The organism is Enterobacter sp. H2G27 (genome assembly GCF_054403075.1).
This window is the reverse complement of the sequence record NZ_JBSVSI010000001.1, coordinates 4,433,387-4,450,033: the sequence shown is the minus strand read 5'-3', so window position 1 is coordinate 4,450,033 and position 16,647 is coordinate 4,433,387. Positions and strand designations below refer to the sequence as shown.

Below are 16,647 nucleotides of genomic sequence, written 5' to 3'. Positions count from 1 at the left end.
CGCATGAGTTACGTATTTCTGCTGATTTTACTTTTTCCGGTGAAGCTTATCCGGAAGCTGTTCCGCAAAGAGACAGGTAAAAACCTGTTCATTCAGACAGCTAAAATCGGCGATTTTGTTAATGCAACGCCCCTTCTGGCATACCTTCAAAAAAGCGACGTACTCATCAGTCGTAGCGTGGGTGCGCTGGCGAAGCATGATGAGACGATCGATGAAATTTTTTTCATCGAGCAGCATAAGCGTAACCTGTGGCGAAAACTGGTCTTTGCCTGCCGGATCATGAATCGCTATGACAATGTCTATCTCCTGCAACCTAACAGCGTAAATCTCTTTTTCGCGTCCGTGTGTAATGCTAAAAACAAACAGTTTTTAAGCACTTACACGCGCAGATGGTATCACGGTATTTTCTATGCAACGGCAGACGGCACTGTTGAACACGGCAGAAAGACGCTGTCGGTAACGAACTATCTCAAACTGGCCGATCGCACCTTAACCTGGAAAGACTCGCCAAAGCACGCCACAAAGCCGCTTTTCAAACCGGCGACCTATCCGGCAATCCTCGATAAACCCGGCGTGATCCGCATTGGCATCAGCGTAGCCGCCGGGAATAAAGCGAAAACCATTCCGCCGGTCATCTGGAAGCAAATTGCCGATCGTCTCGCTGACCTGCCTTGCGAATTTTATGTGTTTGGCGCCCCGAATGAACAATCGTGGATGGACGATATCACCCGCGCTTATGGTGAACTGCCCAACTTTATTAATCTGATTGGCAAAATCTCGCTTGAAGAACTGCCTTGGGCCATTTCTAAAATGGATTGCTATATTGCCTCTGACTCGGGGAATGTTTACATCGCCGATTCCGTCGGGGTGCCGGTAGTTATGTTATATGGGCCTTGCTGCCATTATGAACAACGCCCTCTTGGTAACGTTCTGTTGATTGGTAATGATGAAAACATTAACTCCTACGTTTTTGAAACACGTTATTACTTCAGCCAGCCTAAAGAAAAACTTTTTGCTATAGACGACGTTGATATGGATAACATAGTGAGTTTATTAACGACCATAAATAATAACAAATTACCAGAGGCGTAAAATGGGCTCTCTAACCAAACAAATCTACCGATACACGCATAAGCGAAATATGCGCCACAATGAAAATTTGTGGCCCTTTATTAAATTATCTCGCAATGAAACCGGGGAGATTTGTGATCTAAAATATAAAGGCCAGAACATCAACCTCGCTACGCTTACCTCGCTTCAGGATCGGTTTGAGGGAGAGGTACTTATAGCTGCGACCGGTCCTTCAATCAAAAAGATTAATTTTGAAAACCTGTCATCCACGATAGTGACTGCAGGTGTGAACGGCGCATGGCACCTCAATAACAAGCTGCATTTTAGCCTCTATTTTGTGGTCGACATGACGTTCATCGACCGTCAGACTGCTCTTTTAAAGCAGGTTATTGGATGTAAAAATGTCATTTTGTTTACGACCGTAATGGGGATCGTTAAGCTCATAAACCGTTTTTCATATGAAAACATCCAGTGCGAAATATGTATCATCGAAGATATTTGTTATGAGACCTATAAACCCTCTATTAAAATGGCTAATTTGCACCAGGCATTAGCGGGTAGGCCAGAGATCGTCTTTTCCAATACACACCCCAATGTTGCCTTTAGCCGTGATGCGAGGCGCGGTGTGGTAGATGCTGGTACCGTAATGTATTGGGCATTACAGGTAATTTATTTTTTGAGATTCAATAAGATTTACATCGCTGGTCTGGATATGAATAATTTCAACCAACCGCGATTTTATGAAAACGGTACTACCATGTTGCCTTCCTTCCTTGGTGACAAAGTACATAATATTGTGATCCCCGCGTTCACACTGGCAAGTACTGTTTTGAAAAAAGATAACATCCCAGTTATTAATCTATCACCTCAAAGCGCTATACCTGACTTTGTTTTTCCCAGAAAGGATTTTACTGATGTTTTCAATTAATTACCAACGCATTCCGTTCTATCCTTTTGCGATTTTTGTATTCTTAAGCATGATTTTTTGCGGAATTTCTCGCGTAAACACCTTGTTTCATGTTGCGCTCGGGCTATTTATCATTGCCACAATTGTCAGCAATGAATTCAGAGTCCGTTTAATCAACGACCGTACTTTTCTTCCCGCTCTGGGCATTACCGGCGCCTTTTTAATATATTTTTCACTTTCGAATCTTTGGGCGGAGTCGTCTCAGGTAAGCTCTGCCTTAACACATTCATTTTATTTATTTATTTTCATATGTCTTTACCGTCAGTGTGAATTGCAGGGAAAGAAAAAATTCGTCATTGGCGCAGCTTATGCAGGTATTGTCGCACTCGCCATACTCACCCTGATTTATGTTGATAAAGCGAACATTTTCAATAACAGACTTTCTAATGCCTTTCCTTATGCACCTGACAATGTGATTGATCTCGGTGGATACATGGCGTTAGGAATTTTATTAAGCGCGATACTGGTGCGTGAAACTCGTAACGTCTGGTTTTATCTTCCCGTCCCGTTGCTGCTGGCCTGCTTAATTTTGACTCAAAGCCGCGGGCCATTTCTTTCACTCGTGGTGGCCGCGACAGTGGCGTTTCTTTGTAAACCAAAGTGGAATGTTAAGCTGCTGCTGGGTTCGGTAGTTGTATTGTTATTAATCGGTCTCGCTTTCTATTTTAGCGGCTCGATCGATATATTTATCAATCGAGCAGAAGAGTCTTCTCGTGCAGGTACCGTGCGTTTTGGCATCTGGCAACACGCCGTTGAAGTGGCAAAACAGAAAGCGATTTTCGGATGGGGCTTCAACAAGGAGCTTCAGTTCATTAACGGCTATGGCCAGACCATTTCCACAACGCACAGCCTCTATTTAGCTACCTTCCTTAAGGGGGGGATCGTGGGGCTTATGCTACTCGCCGGTATGATTTTATACGCCGCCAGACAGTCTCTTCGCCACCTCGCGGCCGACCATAAGGCGGAGATCGCTGTCCTTGTCTTCGCGCTGATGTTCTATATCACCCAGGGTATGTTTATTATCAGTAACCCTCGGGAATATTGGGTCCTGTTCTGGCTGCCTTTCGCCATTATTTTCAGCACCCCCGTTAAAACGCTGCTGCAAAAATAAATCTTACAGCGCCGTTTACCCGGCGCTATTTTTATGGGAATAAAACTCCGCCAGCGTCATCCCGACCGTCTTGTCGGATAACCAGCTAAAGAGCGCTTCTAAATCCTGATACAACCCTTCGATCGCCGCCTCATCTTTAAACGTGGGGCTTCCGCCCGCCATAAATTCTGACGAATGAAGCATAAACTCCACGTACTCACTTCCCTGAGACAGGCATTGCTGTGCAACCTGAATCATTTGCGCCGCATTCCCACCGGACGGTCTTAGCCAGTTCACAGAGGGGGAGCGGTATTTACCGCGAAGCCTGTCGTAACCCTGTTTGATCGTGTTCAACCACGCCGGGTGTTTATACTGAATGCTCATCGGCACTTCGAGTAATGGACTATCGCCTGCCCGGGAAATATTGTCTAAATCCATGAAATAGGCGTGGTCAGGGAAATGCTGATAATCCGTTCCGCCATTACCCTGCGGGGCGCCTTTCGCATTGCGCCAGTTCACGCGTGGCGTCACGGAGCAATCAACCTGGTAACCCAGTTCAACGAGCAATTTTGCGTAGCGACTGTCAAATGCCCAACGTCCGGCACGGTGGCTTAACATTTTGGTCTGGAAGGTCTCTTCCAGCAGTCGGGTCATGAACAGCACTTTCTCGCGCATCATCTCATCGGAAAATTCAATCAGATAAGGCTGCCAGCGCCAGTCATCTCCCGTGAGATCGTGTTCCGGCGGGCTATTCCATGCGTGGAGGTGCATTCCCACCTCCCCCTGACCGCGGGCGATCGCGTCCATTGCGAATTCGATGAAAACGGGCTCGATCGCCATCTCATAATTGGTCAGCCACACGGGCTTAAAGCCGAAACGCTCGCAAAGCGTCTGGAAACGCGCCAGATAGCGCGCATTTTCCGTTTTAATGACGCGGTGATTTTGCCAGAGATTATCGCCCTCAGTATCAATTGTGATGATAAACGCTGGTTTGTTCATAATGAGTCCGCAAGACAGGAAAGTTAGCGCTATGTTACGCACTCTCCAAAGCATGAGTAAACCCTTCCAGGGAAATTACTGAGATTATGGAGAAAGAGTGCAAGTCGCTAACAGGTCTATTAGAATTGCCATCAGTACAACGCCGATAAGATGATGATGAATAACTTACCTGACACACCTGATTTGCGCATTTTACTTATCAAACTCCGCCATCATGGCGACATGTTGCTGACCACTCCCGTCATTGATTCGTTACGTCAAAAATGGCCGCAGGCGCAGATTGATGTCCTGCTGTATGAAGAAACCCGCGATATGCTCGCCGCGCATCCAGCGATCGGTACAATTTATGGAATCGATCGCAAATGGAAACAGCTGGGCACGCTGAAGCATCTTCAAAAAGAGTGGCAGTTGTTGTGTGCGTTAAGAAATCAGCATTATCATCTGGTAATTAACCTTGCCGATCAATGGCGTAGCGCGATCGTTACCCGTTTCACCGGTGCCCCCGTTCGCCTCGGATTTGCGTTTAACAAACGCAATAGTGCGTTCTGGCGTTTTTGTCATACCGATCTGGTCTCTGTCGACGGCCATAAATCCCTGCATACGGTCGAACAGAATCTCTCCATTTTGGCACCATTGCCGATCGCGCCACAGCCTGCCGTAACCATGGCCTACACCGAAGAAGACTGGGATCATGCCCGTCAAAGATTGACGCAGAAAGGTGTGGGCGACAGCTATATCGTGATCCAACCGACGTCCCGCTGGTTCTTTAAATGCTGGAGCGAAGACAAGATGGCGCAAACCATGACTGCTCTGCAGCAGGATGGTCATACGATTGTGCTCACCGCGGGGCCGGATAAAAAAGAGCTGGCGATGATCGATCGCATTCTCGCTGCCGCACCCAAAACCGGCGTGGTTTCGCTGGCAGGCCAGTTGACGCTGCGTCAACTGGCATCGCTTATCGATCATGCCTCTCTGTTTATTGGCGTTGACTCCGTTCCAATGCATATGGCCGCCGCGCTGCAAACGCCCTGCGTGGCATTGTTTGGTCCATCAAAACTGACATTCTGGTCACCGTGGCAGGTTAAAGGGGAAGTGATCTGGGCCGGCGATTACGGCCCGCTGCCCGATCCGGATGCCATTGATACTAAAACGAAAGAACGCTATCTCGATGCCATTCCTGTTGATGCAGTCGTCTCCGCTGCAAGGAGATATCTGTCATGAAAAACCATCGTCTGGCCATTGTTCGCCAAAAATATCGCCCTGATGGCGGGGCAGAGCGCTTCGTTTCGCGAGCTCTCACCGCATTGAGCAATCAGAACCTTGAACTCAACGTCATCACGCGTGAGTGGCAGGGAGAGAAGCAAGACGACTGGCATATCCACATTTGCAACCCTCAAAAATGGGGCCGCATCAGTCGAGAACGCGGGTTTGCACAAGCCGCGCGCGCGCTGTGGCAGCAACAGCAGTTTGATATTGTTCAAAGCCATGAGCGCATCCCGGGTTGTGATATCTATCGCGCGGGTGATGGAGTGCATCGTCGCTGGCTGCTTCAGCGCGCGCGCATTTTACCTGCCTGGCGTGCGCAAATGCTGATGTATGACCGCTATCACCGCTACGTGATGCGCGCGGAACGGGACATGTATCAGGCACCTGAGTTAAAAGCCGTAATTTGTAATGCGGAGATGATCAAACGCGAAATCGTTGAAGACTTTGATATTGACGCAAATAAAATCCATGTGATTTATAATTCTATTGATTCCAGCCGATTCATTCCGGCTCAGGCGGCGCAACGTGCGATTTTGCGCCAACAATTTGGTTTGCCGGTCAATGCGGTGGTGTTCTGTTTTGTAGGATCAGGGTTTGAACGAAAAGGCTTGGCGAGCGCCATACGCGCTATTGCTGGAACATCAGCCTGGCTGATTGTGGTTGGACAAGATAAAGCAGAAAATCGTTATCGCGACCTCGCCCGTTCGTTAGGCTGCGAGGGGCAAATCCGTTTCCTGGGGGTGCAAAAAGAAACTCTGCCTTTTTATCAGCTATCCGATGGTTTACTGTTACCAACGCTGTATGATCCCTTTCCTAACGTTATTCTTGAAGCGATGGCCTGCGGCTTGCCCGTCATTACTTCAGAGAGTTGCGGTGGTGCAGAGTTTATTCAACAAGGCCAGAACGGATTTTATTGTGACGCGCTTGATATCAGTACATTGAAGGAAGCGGTAGCCGCTATCCCTTCACTGGAAAAAAATAACAATATGGGACGAGCGGCACGTGAACGTGTAAAAGACGCCACTCCCGAAAAACTGTCAAGTCAGCTTATTACGCTTTATCAAAAATTACTGGATTAAAAATGCGCATCCTAATGATTATTGATGGTTTACCCGGTGGAGGAGCTGAAAAAACGGTTCTTACACTCTCCCGCGGATTAATAGATATGGGGCATCAGGTCTCTCTATTCTCTCTGCGGAAAGTGTGCGACTACGCCATCCCGGAGGGCATCGATTATCAGGTTGTTCAGGACACATGTAAAAAACCGTGGCGAAAGCTGACGGAAATTCCACGCCGCGCCCAATTGCTGGATCAAGCTATTGAGCGGGCTGAACGCAGCGGCAAATTTGATGTGGTGTTCTCTCATCTGCACAAAACAGACCGGATTGTGGCGCACTGCCGCGCCCTTGAACGTAACAAAGTTTGGTTCTGCGTGCATGGCATGTTCTCGTTCTCCTATCTTCGCCATCGCAGCGGGCTTTCGCGCTGGTTTAAACATCTTAAAATTCGTCATACCTACGAAAACCGCAACGTCGTCGCCGTCTCAGGCGCCGTGTTGAACGATCTTTCCGAGACGCTGGCACTCAATCTTCGACGCAAAGCGGTTATCCATAATCCTTTCGATATTCCTGAAATTCAGCGTCTGGCGGATGCGCCCTTCGAGATGCAGGGAAAGGATTACATCATTCATGTTGGCCGCTTCCATGAGCACAAACGCCACGACCGTCTCTTACGTGCGTTCGCTCTGAGCAAAATTGACACCACGCTGGTCATGATGGGCAATGGCTCTGACGCTCAAATTCGCAAACTCAAGCAGCTTGCAGCCGAGCTGGGTATTGAAAACAAAACGGTTTTCCGCCCGTTCGACTCCAATCCCTATCCCTGGATTAAAGGGGCACGCCTTTTAGTGTTAAGTTCTGACTGCGAAGGTTTTGGTAATGTGCTGGTCGAAGCCATTATCTGCCAGACGCCACCGGTCAGTACAAATTGCCCAGGAGGCCCTGCCGAAATCCTTACCGGGGCTTTAGCGCGCGGGCTGGCAGAGTTAAATGACGCGTCACTGGCAAAAACGCTGGCGGATATTTATACCGCCCCGCCGGTCGTTGGCGATGCAACCATCGCGTCGTTCGGTATCAGTGCCATTTGCCAGCAATATATTGCTCTGGTCGACAATCAAAAATAATCAGGTTTTTTATGCAAAATTCTGCCCCATTGTTAAGCGTGGTGGTTGCCGTTTATAACGGTGAAGCTTTCCTGGATCAGTTCTTTACCTGCCTTGTCAATCAACGCATCGACAGCATGGAAGTCATCATTGTCAATGACGGCTCTACTGACCGCTCGATGGAGATCGTCGAGAAATGGCGAGAAAAACTGCCGCAGATGCAGGTCATAGAACAGCAAAACCAGGGTGTATCCATCGCGCGTAATACCGGTCTGGCCGTTGCGACGGGTCAATATCTCTCTTTCCCGGATATTGATGATGTCTTTAAACCAGGCATGTACCAGCGCCTGCTGGATATGGCCGTCACGCAAGATCTGGATGTCGCCACCTGTAACGGGAACTACGTCTGGGAGAATAACAAGAAACCCTCGCGCCCGATTTTTCCTGAAGACAAGCTGGCTTCGACAGGGGTCATGGCTGGCCCTGCGTGGTTAAAAATGGCGTTGGATTCTCGCAAATTCCTTCACGTCACCTGGCTGAACATCTATCGCCACGACTTTATCCGTAAACACAGCTTCCATTTTGAACCCGGCCTGCGCCATCAGGATATTCCGTGGACCACCGAAGTGCTGCTCGCGGCAGAGCGGGTTCAGTACACCAGTGAACGTTATTACGACTACTTCATTCACTCTGCATCGGTGTCCCATATGCCGGACAATGACGACACGCTGATTCGTTCCGCGCGCCACTACATGAAAATCCTGCAGATGCTCGACGCCATTAATCAGCGTTACCCGGATAAGGTAAAAGGGATCCCTGCCTGCCACTGGCAAATTGCCAAAGAGGGGCTGGGAATTATTCACACCTTCGACAACATGAAGGATGAGAAGAAGAAATCAATGATTATTAAAGAGTTCTTCGAAACAGGCATCTGGAAACTCATCTGGAAAAGTGCAAAAAGTCCGCGTCTGCGCTGGCGGCTGGGTAGACGTTATTTCCGTTTGAAACGGTATCTGGCATAAGAGATAGCTTTACCTGGCCTAAATGCTTAGAATTTGCCCGCCGAAACTAAAAAAACGGATAATCGCTTGGAATTGTTGTATACCGCTCTGCTCTACATCATTCAGCCACTGGTGTGGCTGAGACTGTTGCTTCGTAGCCGGAAAGCGCCTGCGTATCGCAAACGCTGGGCTGAACGCTATGGCTTCTGCCGCAATAAAGTCGTACCGGACGGTATTTTGCTGCATTCCGTTTCTGTTGGTGAAACGCTGGCGGCGATCCCGCTGGTTCGCGCCCTGCGTCACCGCTACCCTTCACTGCCAATCACCGTCACGACGATGACGCCAACCGGCTCGGAGCGAGCGTTATCCGCTTTCGGTAAAGACGTGCAGCATGTTTATCTGCCTTACGATCTGCCCTGCGCCATGAATCGTTTCCTCAACACCGTGCGCCCGAAGCTGGTGATCGTGATGGAAACCGAACTGTGGCCGAACATGATTTCCGCCCTGCATGCCCGTAAAATCCCGCTGGTCATTGCCAACGCGCGCCTCTCAGAGCGCTCGGCGAAAGGTTACGGCAAGCTGGGTAAATTTATGCGCCGCCTGCTCAGTAAGATCACGCTGATTGCCGCGCAGAATGAAGAAGATGCAGCACGCTTTATCTCTTTGGGCCTGAAACGCAATCAGCTTGCGGTAACGGGAAGCCTGAAATTTGATATTTCTGTAACCCCTGAACTCGCCGCTCGCGCCATCACGCTGCGTCGCCAGTGGGCCCCACGTCGTCAGGTCTGGATTGCAACCAGTACCCATGATGGCGAAGAAGAGATCATCCTGCAGGCTCATCGCAAGCTGCTGGAAAAATTCCCTGATTTACTGCTGATCCTCGTGCCTCGCCATCCGGAGCGTTTTAAAGATGCCCGTGAAATGGTCCAGAAAGGCGGCTTCAGCTTCACGCTGCGCAGCAGCGGTGAAATCCCTTCCGGCAGCACCCAGGTGGTGATTGGCGATACGATGGGCGAGCTGATGCTGCTGTACGGCATTGCTGACCTCGCGTTTGTCGGTGGTAGCCTGGTCGAGCGCGGCGGTCATAACCCGCTGGAGCCGGCAGCCCACGCCATTCCGGTGCTGATGGGACCGCACACGTTTAACTTCAAAGACATCTGCGCGAAATTACAGCAGGCCGATGGTTTAATTACCGTGACCGATGCGGATTCGGTGGTCAAAGAGGTATCGACCCTTCTGACTGACGAAGATTATCGCCTGTGGTACGGCCGCCATGCCGTCGAAGTGCTGCACCAGAACCAGGGCGCACTGACCCGTCTGCTGCAGCTTCTGCAACCTTATCTGCCCCAGCGGAGCCACTAATGTCAACGCGTCTGTCGGTCGTGATGATCGCCAAAAACGCCGCGAACCTGCTTCCGGACTGCCTGGCGTCGGTTGCCTGGGCTGACGAGATTGTCGTGCTCGACTCCGGAAGTACGGATGATACGGTAGACGTTGCCCGGGCTGCGGGCGCAAAAGTCTTTACCGATACGGACTGGCAAGGCTATGGCATCCAGCGCCAGCGCGCGCAGGGGTATGCCACCGGTGATTATGTATTGATGCTCGATACTGACGAGCGCATCACGCCGGAGCTTCAGCAGGCCATTCAGGCGGTGCTTTCTTCGCCCCAGCCTGGCGCCGTATACAGCATTGCCCGCCGCAACTACTTCCTTGGTCGTTTTATGCGCCACAGCGGCTGGTATCCCGATCGCGTCATGCGCCTCTACGAGCGCGAGCGGTATCAGTACAATGACAATCTGGTTCATGAATCCCTGAGCTGCGATAGCGCCCAGGTCATCCCCCTGAGGGGCGATTTGCTGCATCTGACCTGCCGTGATTTCGCGAGCTTCCAGCGTAAACAGCTCAACTATGCCACCGCATGGGCGCAGGAGCGTCACCAGCGTGGCAAGAAGGCCTCGCTGACGGGTATCTTCACCCACACGCTGGGCGCGTTTCTGAAAACGCTGCTGCTGCGTGGTGGCGTGCTGGACGGTAAGCAGGGCTGGTTACTCGCGGTAGTAAATGCCCAGTATACTTTCAACAAATACACCGAGCTGTGGGCGCTCTGCCGCGGCTACTCAGAGAAAACGTGAGCCATGAGCACAAAAGCGATTTATCCGGGTACCTTCGATCCGATCACCAACGGTCATCTTGATATCATCACCCGTGCGGCGAGCATGTTCGATAAGGTGATCCTGGCCATTGCCGCCAGCCCCAGCAAAAAGCCGATGTTTGATCTCAACGAGCGCGTGCAGCTCGCCACCGATGCCATTTCGCACCTACCGAATGTTGAGGTGGTCGGGTTTAGCGACCTGATGGCTAACTTCGCCCGCGCTCAGCAGGCCAATATTCTGATCCGAGGTTTACGCGCGGTAGCAGACTTCGAGTATGAGATGCAGCTGGCGCACATGAACCGCCACCTGATGCCGGAGCTGGAAAGCGTGTTCCTGATGCCCTCCAAAGAGTGGTCGTTTATCTCTTCCACGCTGGTAAAAGAGGTGGCGCGCCATCATGGGGACGTTACCCATTTCCTGCCGGTTAACGTCCACCAGGCGTTGATGGAAAAGCTCAAGTAGCCCTATTTCTGGCACTGACGGCAGTAGAACGTAGCGCGCTGGGCGTGCTTCGTGGCAATAATGGGCGTACCGCAGACTCTGCACGGTTCGCCTTTACGGCCATACACCTGCAGCTCCTGGGCAAAATAGCCCGGCTTACCGTCACTTTGCAGGAAGTCCTTCAGCGTTGTTCCCCCCTGTTCAATCGAGCGCAGCAATACGGCTTTAATCACGCGGACCAGCAGCTCACACTCCTCCGCCGACAGCGAAGAGGCTAGCCGATCGGGATGGATCCCGGCGGCAAACAGCGATTCGCTGGCATAGATATTCCCCACGCCGACCACCAGCTTGTTATCCATCAGCCACGGCTTAATCGGGCTTTTCTTTTTCGCGCACTTCGCTTTCAGGTATTCCGCGTTAAACGCGTCTGAGAGTGGCTCGAGGCCCAGATGCGCAAGCACGTTATGCCCTTCAAGCTCCTTCGTCCACAGCCACGCGCCAAAGCGCCGTGGGTCGGTGTAACGGAGCACTTTGCCGTTGCTCATCACCAGATCGACATGGTCGTGCTTTTCCGCAGGCAGTTCTTCGGTAAGAATGCGCAGGCTCCCGGACATCCCCAGGTGGATAATAATCCAGCCGTCGGGCAGCTCCAGCAGCAGGTATTTCGCGCGACGCTGTACGCTAAGGACGGGTTTATCGCTCAGGGCATGGATCTCATCGGACACCGGCCAGCGCAGACGTCCATTGCGGACCACCGCGTGAAGTATCGTTGCGCCGACCAGATGGGGCTCAATGCCGCGACGGCTGGTTTCTACCTCAGGTAATTCAGGCATGGTTCCTCCGTTGAGATTCAGAATGCAAAAAACCCCGCAGTTGCGGGGTTTTTCGATACAAGGAGACTAAAATTATTTGATTTTAGCTTCTTTGTACAGTACGTGCTGGCGTACAACTGGATCGAATTTTTTCAGTTCCAGTTTTTCCGGCTTAGTACGTTTGTTCTTCGTGGTGGTGTAGAAGTGACCTGTACCAGCAGAAGAAACCAGCTTGATTTTCTCGCGAATACCTTTAGCCATGATTTATTTCCTCTTTAAGTACTTAGTACTTTTCGCCACGGGCACGCAGTTCGGACAGAACTGTATCGATGCCTTTCTTATCGATTACACGCATACCTTTAGCAGATACGCGCAGGGTGACAAAACGCTTCTCGCTCTCAACCCAGAAACGGTGAGAGTGCAGGTTCGGCAGGAAACGGCGTTTAGTCGCGTTCAGTGCGTGGGAACGGTTGTTACCGGTCACCGGACGCTTGCCAGTAACTTGGCAGACTCGGGACATGTCTATTCTCCAAAAATCAAATTAGCTCGAGCTTCGTATGGGGTATCGGCGCCTCGTCAGGCTTTACAGCCCGGTCATCGCATAGTTCTAAGTGAACTCTCGATTGCCAGGCCCAAATGCCAAACCCGAGATTCTCAAAGGTGGCGTAGTATACGCTGACTCGGCGGTGTGCTCAAGTCCCGAACAGACAAAGATCCCGACGGATCGCGAGAAATAGCCTAAATCCAGCCATGTTCTGCGAAGGAAATGTACTCACCGCGGCCAATTATCAGATGGTCCAGCACACGAATGTCCATGAATTGACAGCATTTGATAATGCGTTCGGTGATTTCTTTGTCCGCTCTGCTCGGTTCTGCACAGCCAGAGGGGTGATTATGCGCGAGGATCACGCCCGCTGCATTCACTTTTATCGCTTCCCGCACAATTTCACGCGGATGCACCTCAACGTGGCTCAACGTGCCCGCAAAGAGACAGCTATGTTTCAGCACCCGATTTCTGTTATCGACAAAGATCACCATAAAGATCTCGCGTTCAATATCGGTTAACTGGCTTTGCAGGAATTCGCGCGTCATTTCTGGCGTCAGGATCGGATCTTCCTTCTCCATGCGGACATTATAAAAACGGCGGGCAAGTTCAGCTATGCCCCTCAGCTGGGCATATTTCGCCACGCCAATTCCCTCAACGTGCTTAAACTGCGCCAGATCGGCGGTCAATAAACCGTACAGCGAACCGAAATGTGCTATCAGCTCTTTAGCCAGCGTAAATACCGTTTTTCCGGGCGTTCCGGTACGTAAAAAGAGCGCCAGCAGTTCATCGTCTTTTAACAGGGTGACGCCATAGCGCAGCAATTTTTCGCGCGGTAGCAGCTCCTCGTCCTCTTCTTCCATGCTCTTTCTCCATTTTTTAACCTCATGCTGCCACAGGCCAATCCGTCGCTCGACGACCACATTGCGTTCTTGCGTGGCGCCTCGCAAAGTGGCCGAAGGACAAAATCACCCCGCTTTGGGGATTGTGATAAAATGCCTGCTCTCTGGTGAAACCCAACAGGAAAGAATCATGATGAGCCTGGCCGGTAAAAAAATCGTTCTTGGCGTGAGCGGCGGCATTGCTGCTTATAAAGCGCCGGACCTCGTGCGTCGCCTGCGCGAGCGAGGGGCTGACGTGCGGGTCGCGATAACCGAAGGCGGTAAAGCCTTTATCACTCCCCTGAGCCTGCAGGCCGTTTCAGGATACCCGGTTTCTGACAGCCTGCTCGATCCGGCCGCCGAAGCCGCGATGGGCCATATTGAACTGGGTAAATGGGCAGACCTGGTTATCCTCGCCCCCGCCACGGCCGATTTAATCGCTCGGGTGGCGGCCGGTATGGCAAACGACCTGGTTTCCACCATTTGTCTGGCCACGCCTGCGCCTGTTGCCGTCGTTCCTGCTATGAACCAGCAGATGTACCGTAATGCGGCCACCCAGCACAATCTTGAGACGCTGGCCTCACGCGGACTGCTTATCTGGGGACCGGACAGCGGCAGCCAGGCCTGCGGCGACGTTGGCCCGGGTCGCATGCTTGATCCGCTGACGATTGTTGATATGGCCGCCGCCCATTTTTCGCCTGTCAACGATCTGCAACATCTCAACATCATGATTACCGCGGGCCCTACGCGCGAGCCGCTGGACCCGGTGCGCTATATCACCAATCACAGCTCCGGTAAGATGGGTTTTGCCATTGCCGCCGCAGCGGCGAAGCGCGGCGCGAACGTCACGCTGGTGAGCGGCCCGGTATCGCTGCCTACCCCTGCGTTTGTGAAGCGAATTGACGTTACCACCGCGCTGGAGATGGAAGCCGCCGTGCAGGCACATGCTCAAAGCCAGCAGATTTTTATCGGCTGTGCAGCCGTTGCAGACTATCGTGCCGAGACGATCGCCGAGGCTAAAATTAAAAAGCAAGGCGATGAATTAACAATAAAAATGGTGAAAAATCCGGACATCGTTGCCGGTGTCGCCGCACTAAAAAGCCATCGTCCATACGTTGTTGGGTTTGCCGCAGAAACGAATAATGTGGAAGAATATGCCCGGCAAAAACGTACCCGCAAAAACCTCGATTTGATTTGCGCGAACGATGTATCGCTGGCCACACAAGGATTTAACAGCGACAGCAACGCACTGCACCTTTTCTGGCAGGATGGAGATAAAGTCTTACCGCTTGAGCGCAAGGAACTCCTGGGCCAACAATTACTGGACGAGATCGTTACCCGTTATGATGAAAAAAATCGACGTTAAGATTCTGGACCCGCGTGTTGGCGAGCTATTCCCGCTGCCAACCTATGCCACCTCCGGCTCTGCCGGTCTTGACCTGCGCGCCTGTCTCGATGACGCCGTAGAACTGGCTCCGGGTGCCACTACCCTGGTTCCAACTGGCCTGGCGATTCACATTGCTGACCCGTCTCTGGCAGCGGTGATCCTGCCGCGTTCTGGTCTGGGCCATAAGCACGGCGTTGTGCTGGGTAACCTGGTGGGTCTGATTGACTCCGACTATCAGGGTCAACTGATGGTCTCCGTCTGGAACCGTGGTCAGGACAGCTTCACCATTGAACCAGGCGAGCGTATCGCACAGATGGTCTTTGTACCGGTGGTACAGGCAGAATTTAACCTGGTGGCAGACTTTGACGCCACCGACCGTGGCGAAGGCGGCTTCGGCCATTCCGGGCGCAAATAACGGCCCGAAAGACACGTATCTCACAGCGTCATAATGCAATAACAAACCGCAAACGCCAGTTTGCGGTCGCTGTGTGGATGCCAGCCTGGCAAGTGCTTATTTTCAGGGGTATTTTGTAACATGGCAGAAAAACAAACCGCGAAAAGGAATCGTCGCGAAGAAATACTTCAATCTCTGGCTCTGATGCTTGAATCCAGCGATGGCAGTCAACGCATCACCACCGCTAAACTGGCCGCCTCTGTGGGCGTGTCTGAGGCGGCGCTGTACCGTCATTTTCCGAGCAAAACCCGGATGTTCGACAGCCTGATCGAATTCATTGAAGACAGCCTGATCACGCGCATCAACCTGATTCTGAAAGATGAAAAAGACACGACCGCGCGTCTGCGTCTGATTGTGCTGTTAATCCTGGGCTTCGGTGAACGCAATCCGGGCTTAACCCGTATCCTCACCGGCCACGCGCTGATGTTTGAACAGGACAGACTGCAGGGCCGCATTAACCAGCTTTTCGAGCGAATTGAAGCGCAGCTGCGCCAGGTACTGCGCGAAAAGAAAATGCGTGAGGGTGAAGGTTACAGCATTGATGAAACGCTGCTGGCGAGCCAGATTCTGGCGTTTTGTGAAGGCATGCTCTCCCGCTTTGTGCGTAGCGAATTCAAATACCGTCCAACGGACGATTTTGACGCCCGCTGGCCTTTAGTGGCAGCACAATTACAGTAACGCTATCGCCGGATGGCGGCTTCGCCTTATCCGGCTTACAAACTGGTAGGCCCGGTAAGCGTTGCGCCACCGGGCAATGCAATTAAACCCCGAACTCTTCGCGATACGCTTTTACCGCTGCCAGATGGTCCGCCATCTCAGGCTTCTCTTCCAGATACGCAATCAGCTCTTTTAGGGTGATAATCGACGTCACTTTACAGCTGTAATCGCGCTCAACTTCCTGAATAGCGGAAATTTCACCGCGACCACGCTCCTGACGATCCAGAGAAATCAGCACGCCAGCAAGCGTCGCACCGTTGGCCTGGATAATCTCCATCGATTCGCGGATCGCCGTACCCGCGGTGATCACGTCATCGACCAGCATGACGCGGCCCTGCAGTGTGCTGCCGACCAGATTTCCGCCTTCACCGTGGGTTTTAGCCTCTTTGCGGTTAAAGCAGTACGGCACGTCGCGGTCATGGTGTTCCGCCAGCGCCACCGCGGTGGTGGTCGCAATCGGAATGCCTTTATAGGCTGGGCCAAAAAGCAGGTCAAAATCAATCCCGGAATCCACCAGCGCTTCGGCATAGAAACGGCCTAACAGTGCCAGATCGCGCCCGGTATTAAACAGCCCGGCGTTGAAGAAATAGGGACTCTTACGCCCGGATTTCAGCGTAAACTCGCCAAACTTAAGTACCTGCTTGTTAAGCGCAAACTCAATAAACTGGCGCTGATACGATTTCATGGATTTGCTCCTTTGGTT

19 protein-coding genes are annotated in these 16,647 nt (G+C 51.8%); 13 read left to right on the top strand and 6 right to left on the bottom strand.

Annotation, left to right across the window (positions count from 1 at the left end; all coding sequences use genetic code 11):
- Nucleotides 1-3: 3 nt before the first annotated feature.
- The 3 genes from ACW9E7_RS21125 to ACW9E7_RS21115 are packed head-to-tail and all read left to right on the top strand — an operon-like array spanning nt 4 to nt 3,149.
- Nucleotides 4-1,092 (top strand): glycosyltransferase family 9 protein, encoded by a 1,089-nt coding sequence (locus ACW9E7_RS21125; RefSeq protein ID WP_458728327.1) that lies wholly within the window; start codon nt 4-6, stop codon nt 1,090-1,092.
- Between the two features lie 49 nt (nt 1,093-1,141).
- Nucleotides 1,142-1,999, top strand: a complete 858-nt coding sequence (locus ACW9E7_RS21120) for a sugar glycosyltransferase (RefSeq protein ID WP_458728326.1) — start codon at nt 1,142-1,144, stop codon at nt 1,997-1,999.
- A complete protein-coding gene (locus tag ACW9E7_RS21115; protein WP_458728325.1) occupies nt 1,986-3,149 on the top strand; it encodes an O-antigen ligase family protein in 1,164 nt (387 codons plus the stop codon). The genes ACW9E7_RS21120 and ACW9E7_RS21115 overlap by 14 nt, the downstream gene beginning before the upstream one ends.
- Before the next feature lie 15 nt (nt 3,150-3,164).
- Here ACW9E7_RS21115 and ACW9E7_RS21110 read toward each other — a convergent pair whose 3' ends face one another.
- A complete protein-coding gene (locus tag ACW9E7_RS21110; RefSeq protein WP_458728324.1) occupies nt 3,165-4,127 on the bottom strand; it encodes a polysaccharide deacetylase family protein in 963 nt (320 codons plus the stop codon).
- Nucleotides 4,128-4,277: 150 nt separating this feature from the next.
- On the opposite strand from ACW9E7_RS21110, the gene rfaQ reads away from it, so the two are divergent.
- The 7 genes from rfaQ to coaD all read left to right on the top strand — a co-directional run bounded on the left by rfaQ (nt 4,278) and on the right by coaD (nt 11,170).
- A complete protein-coding gene (gene rfaQ / locus ACW9E7_RS21105; protein ID WP_115876707.1) occupies nt 4,278-5,348 on the top strand; it encodes a putative lipopolysaccharide heptosyltransferase III in 1,071 nt (356 codons plus the stop codon).
- Nucleotides 5,345-6,472, top strand: a complete 1,128-nt coding sequence (locus tag ACW9E7_RS21100; protein WP_127729119.1) for a glycosyltransferase family 4 protein — start codon at nt 5,345-5,347, stop codon at nt 6,470-6,472. The genes rfaQ and ACW9E7_RS21100 overlap by 4 nt, the downstream gene beginning before the upstream one ends.
- A gap of 2 nt (nt 6,473-6,474) precedes the next feature.
- Nucleotides 6,475-7,575 (top strand): glycosyltransferase, encoded by a 1,101-nt coding sequence (locus ACW9E7_RS21095; protein ID WP_458728323.1) that lies wholly within the window; start codon nt 6,475-6,477, stop codon nt 7,573-7,575.
- Nucleotides 7,576-7,586: 11 nt separating this feature from the next.
- Complete coding sequence (locus tag ACW9E7_RS21090) at nt 7,587-8,576, top strand: glycosyltransferase (protein ID WP_458728322.1); 990 nt, start codon at nt 7,587-7,589, stop codon at nt 8,574-8,576.
- A gap of 66 nt (nt 8,577-8,642) precedes the next feature.
- Entirely contained in the window at nt 8,643-9,917 is a 1,275-nt protein-coding gene (gene waaA / locus ACW9E7_RS21085; protein ID WP_029740803.1) for a lipid IV(A) 3-deoxy-D-manno-octulosonic acid transferase, read from the top strand.
- On the top strand, nt 9,917-10,687 hold the full coding sequence (locus tag ACW9E7_RS21080; RefSeq protein ID WP_458728321.1) for a glycosyltransferase family 2 protein: 771 nt from the start codon (nt 9,917-9,919) through the stop codon (nt 10,685-10,687). Before waaA ends, ACW9E7_RS21080 begins: the two co-directional genes overlap by 1 nt.
- A 3-nt stretch (nt 10,688-10,690) precedes the next feature.
- Entirely contained in the window at nt 10,691-11,170 is a 480-nt protein-coding gene (coaD, locus tag ACW9E7_RS21075; protein ID WP_111964298.1) for a pantetheine-phosphate adenylyltransferase, read from the top strand.
- A 2-nt stretch (nt 11,171-11,172) separates the two neighbouring features.
- Here the strand turns inward: coaD and mutM are convergent, their stop codons facing one another.
- From mutM to radC, 4 genes are all read right to left on the bottom strand, one after another.
- A complete protein-coding gene (gene mutM, locus ACW9E7_RS21070; RefSeq protein WP_458728320.1) occupies nt 11,173-11,982 on the bottom strand; it encodes a bifunctional DNA-formamidopyrimidine glycosylase/DNA-(apurinic or apyrimidinic site) lyase in 810 nt (269 codons plus the stop codon).
- Nucleotides 11,983-12,054: 72 nt separating this feature from the next.
- Nucleotides 12,055-12,222: a 50S ribosomal protein L33 gene (rpmG, locus tag ACW9E7_RS21065; RefSeq protein ID WP_003024094.1), complete on the bottom strand. Its 168-nt coding sequence runs from the start codon at nt 12,220-12,222 to the stop codon at nt 12,055-12,057.
- A gap of 22 nt (nt 12,223-12,244) precedes the next feature.
- Nucleotides 12,245-12,481, bottom strand: coding sequence for a 50S ribosomal protein L28 (gene rpmB / locus ACW9E7_RS21060; RefSeq protein WP_002436699.1), 237 nt, complete (start codon nt 12,479-12,481; stop codon nt 12,245-12,247).
- Nucleotides 12,482-12,699: 218 nt separating this feature from the next.
- Complete coding sequence (gene radC, locus ACW9E7_RS21055; protein ID WP_023309889.1) at nt 12,700-13,368, bottom strand: RadC family protein; 669 nt, start codon at nt 13,366-13,368, stop codon at nt 12,700-12,702.
- Nucleotides 13,369-13,540: 172 nt separating this feature from the next.
- On the opposite strand from radC, the gene coaBC reads away from it, so the two are divergent.
- From coaBC to slmA, 3 genes are all read left to right on the top strand, one after another.
- Nucleotides 13,541-14,752 carry a bifunctional phosphopantothenoylcysteine decarboxylase/phosphopantothenate--cysteine ligase CoaBC gene (coaBC, locus tag ACW9E7_RS21050; protein ID WP_127732708.1) on the top strand — a complete coding sequence of 404 codons (1,212 nt, stop codon included), beginning with the start codon at nt 13,541-13,543 and terminating at the stop codon, nt 14,750-14,752.
- Entirely contained in the window at nt 14,730-15,188 is a 459-nt protein-coding gene (dut, locus tag ACW9E7_RS21045; protein ID WP_133293509.1) for a dUTP diphosphatase, read from the top strand. Before coaBC ends, dut begins: the two co-directional genes overlap by 23 nt.
- Nucleotides 15,189-15,308: 120 nt before the next feature.
- A complete protein-coding gene (gene slmA / locus ACW9E7_RS21040; protein ID WP_008502690.1) occupies nt 15,309-15,905 on the top strand; it encodes a nucleoid occlusion factor SlmA in 597 nt (198 codons plus the stop codon).
- Between the two features lie 82 nt (nt 15,906-15,987).
- On the opposite strand, the gene pyrE is transcribed toward slmA, so the two are convergent.
- Entirely contained in the window at nt 15,988-16,629 is a 642-nt protein-coding gene (gene pyrE / locus ACW9E7_RS21035) for an orotate phosphoribosyltransferase (RefSeq protein ID WP_115876714.1), read from the bottom strand.
- Between the last annotated feature and the right edge of the window lie 18 nt (nt 16,630-16,647).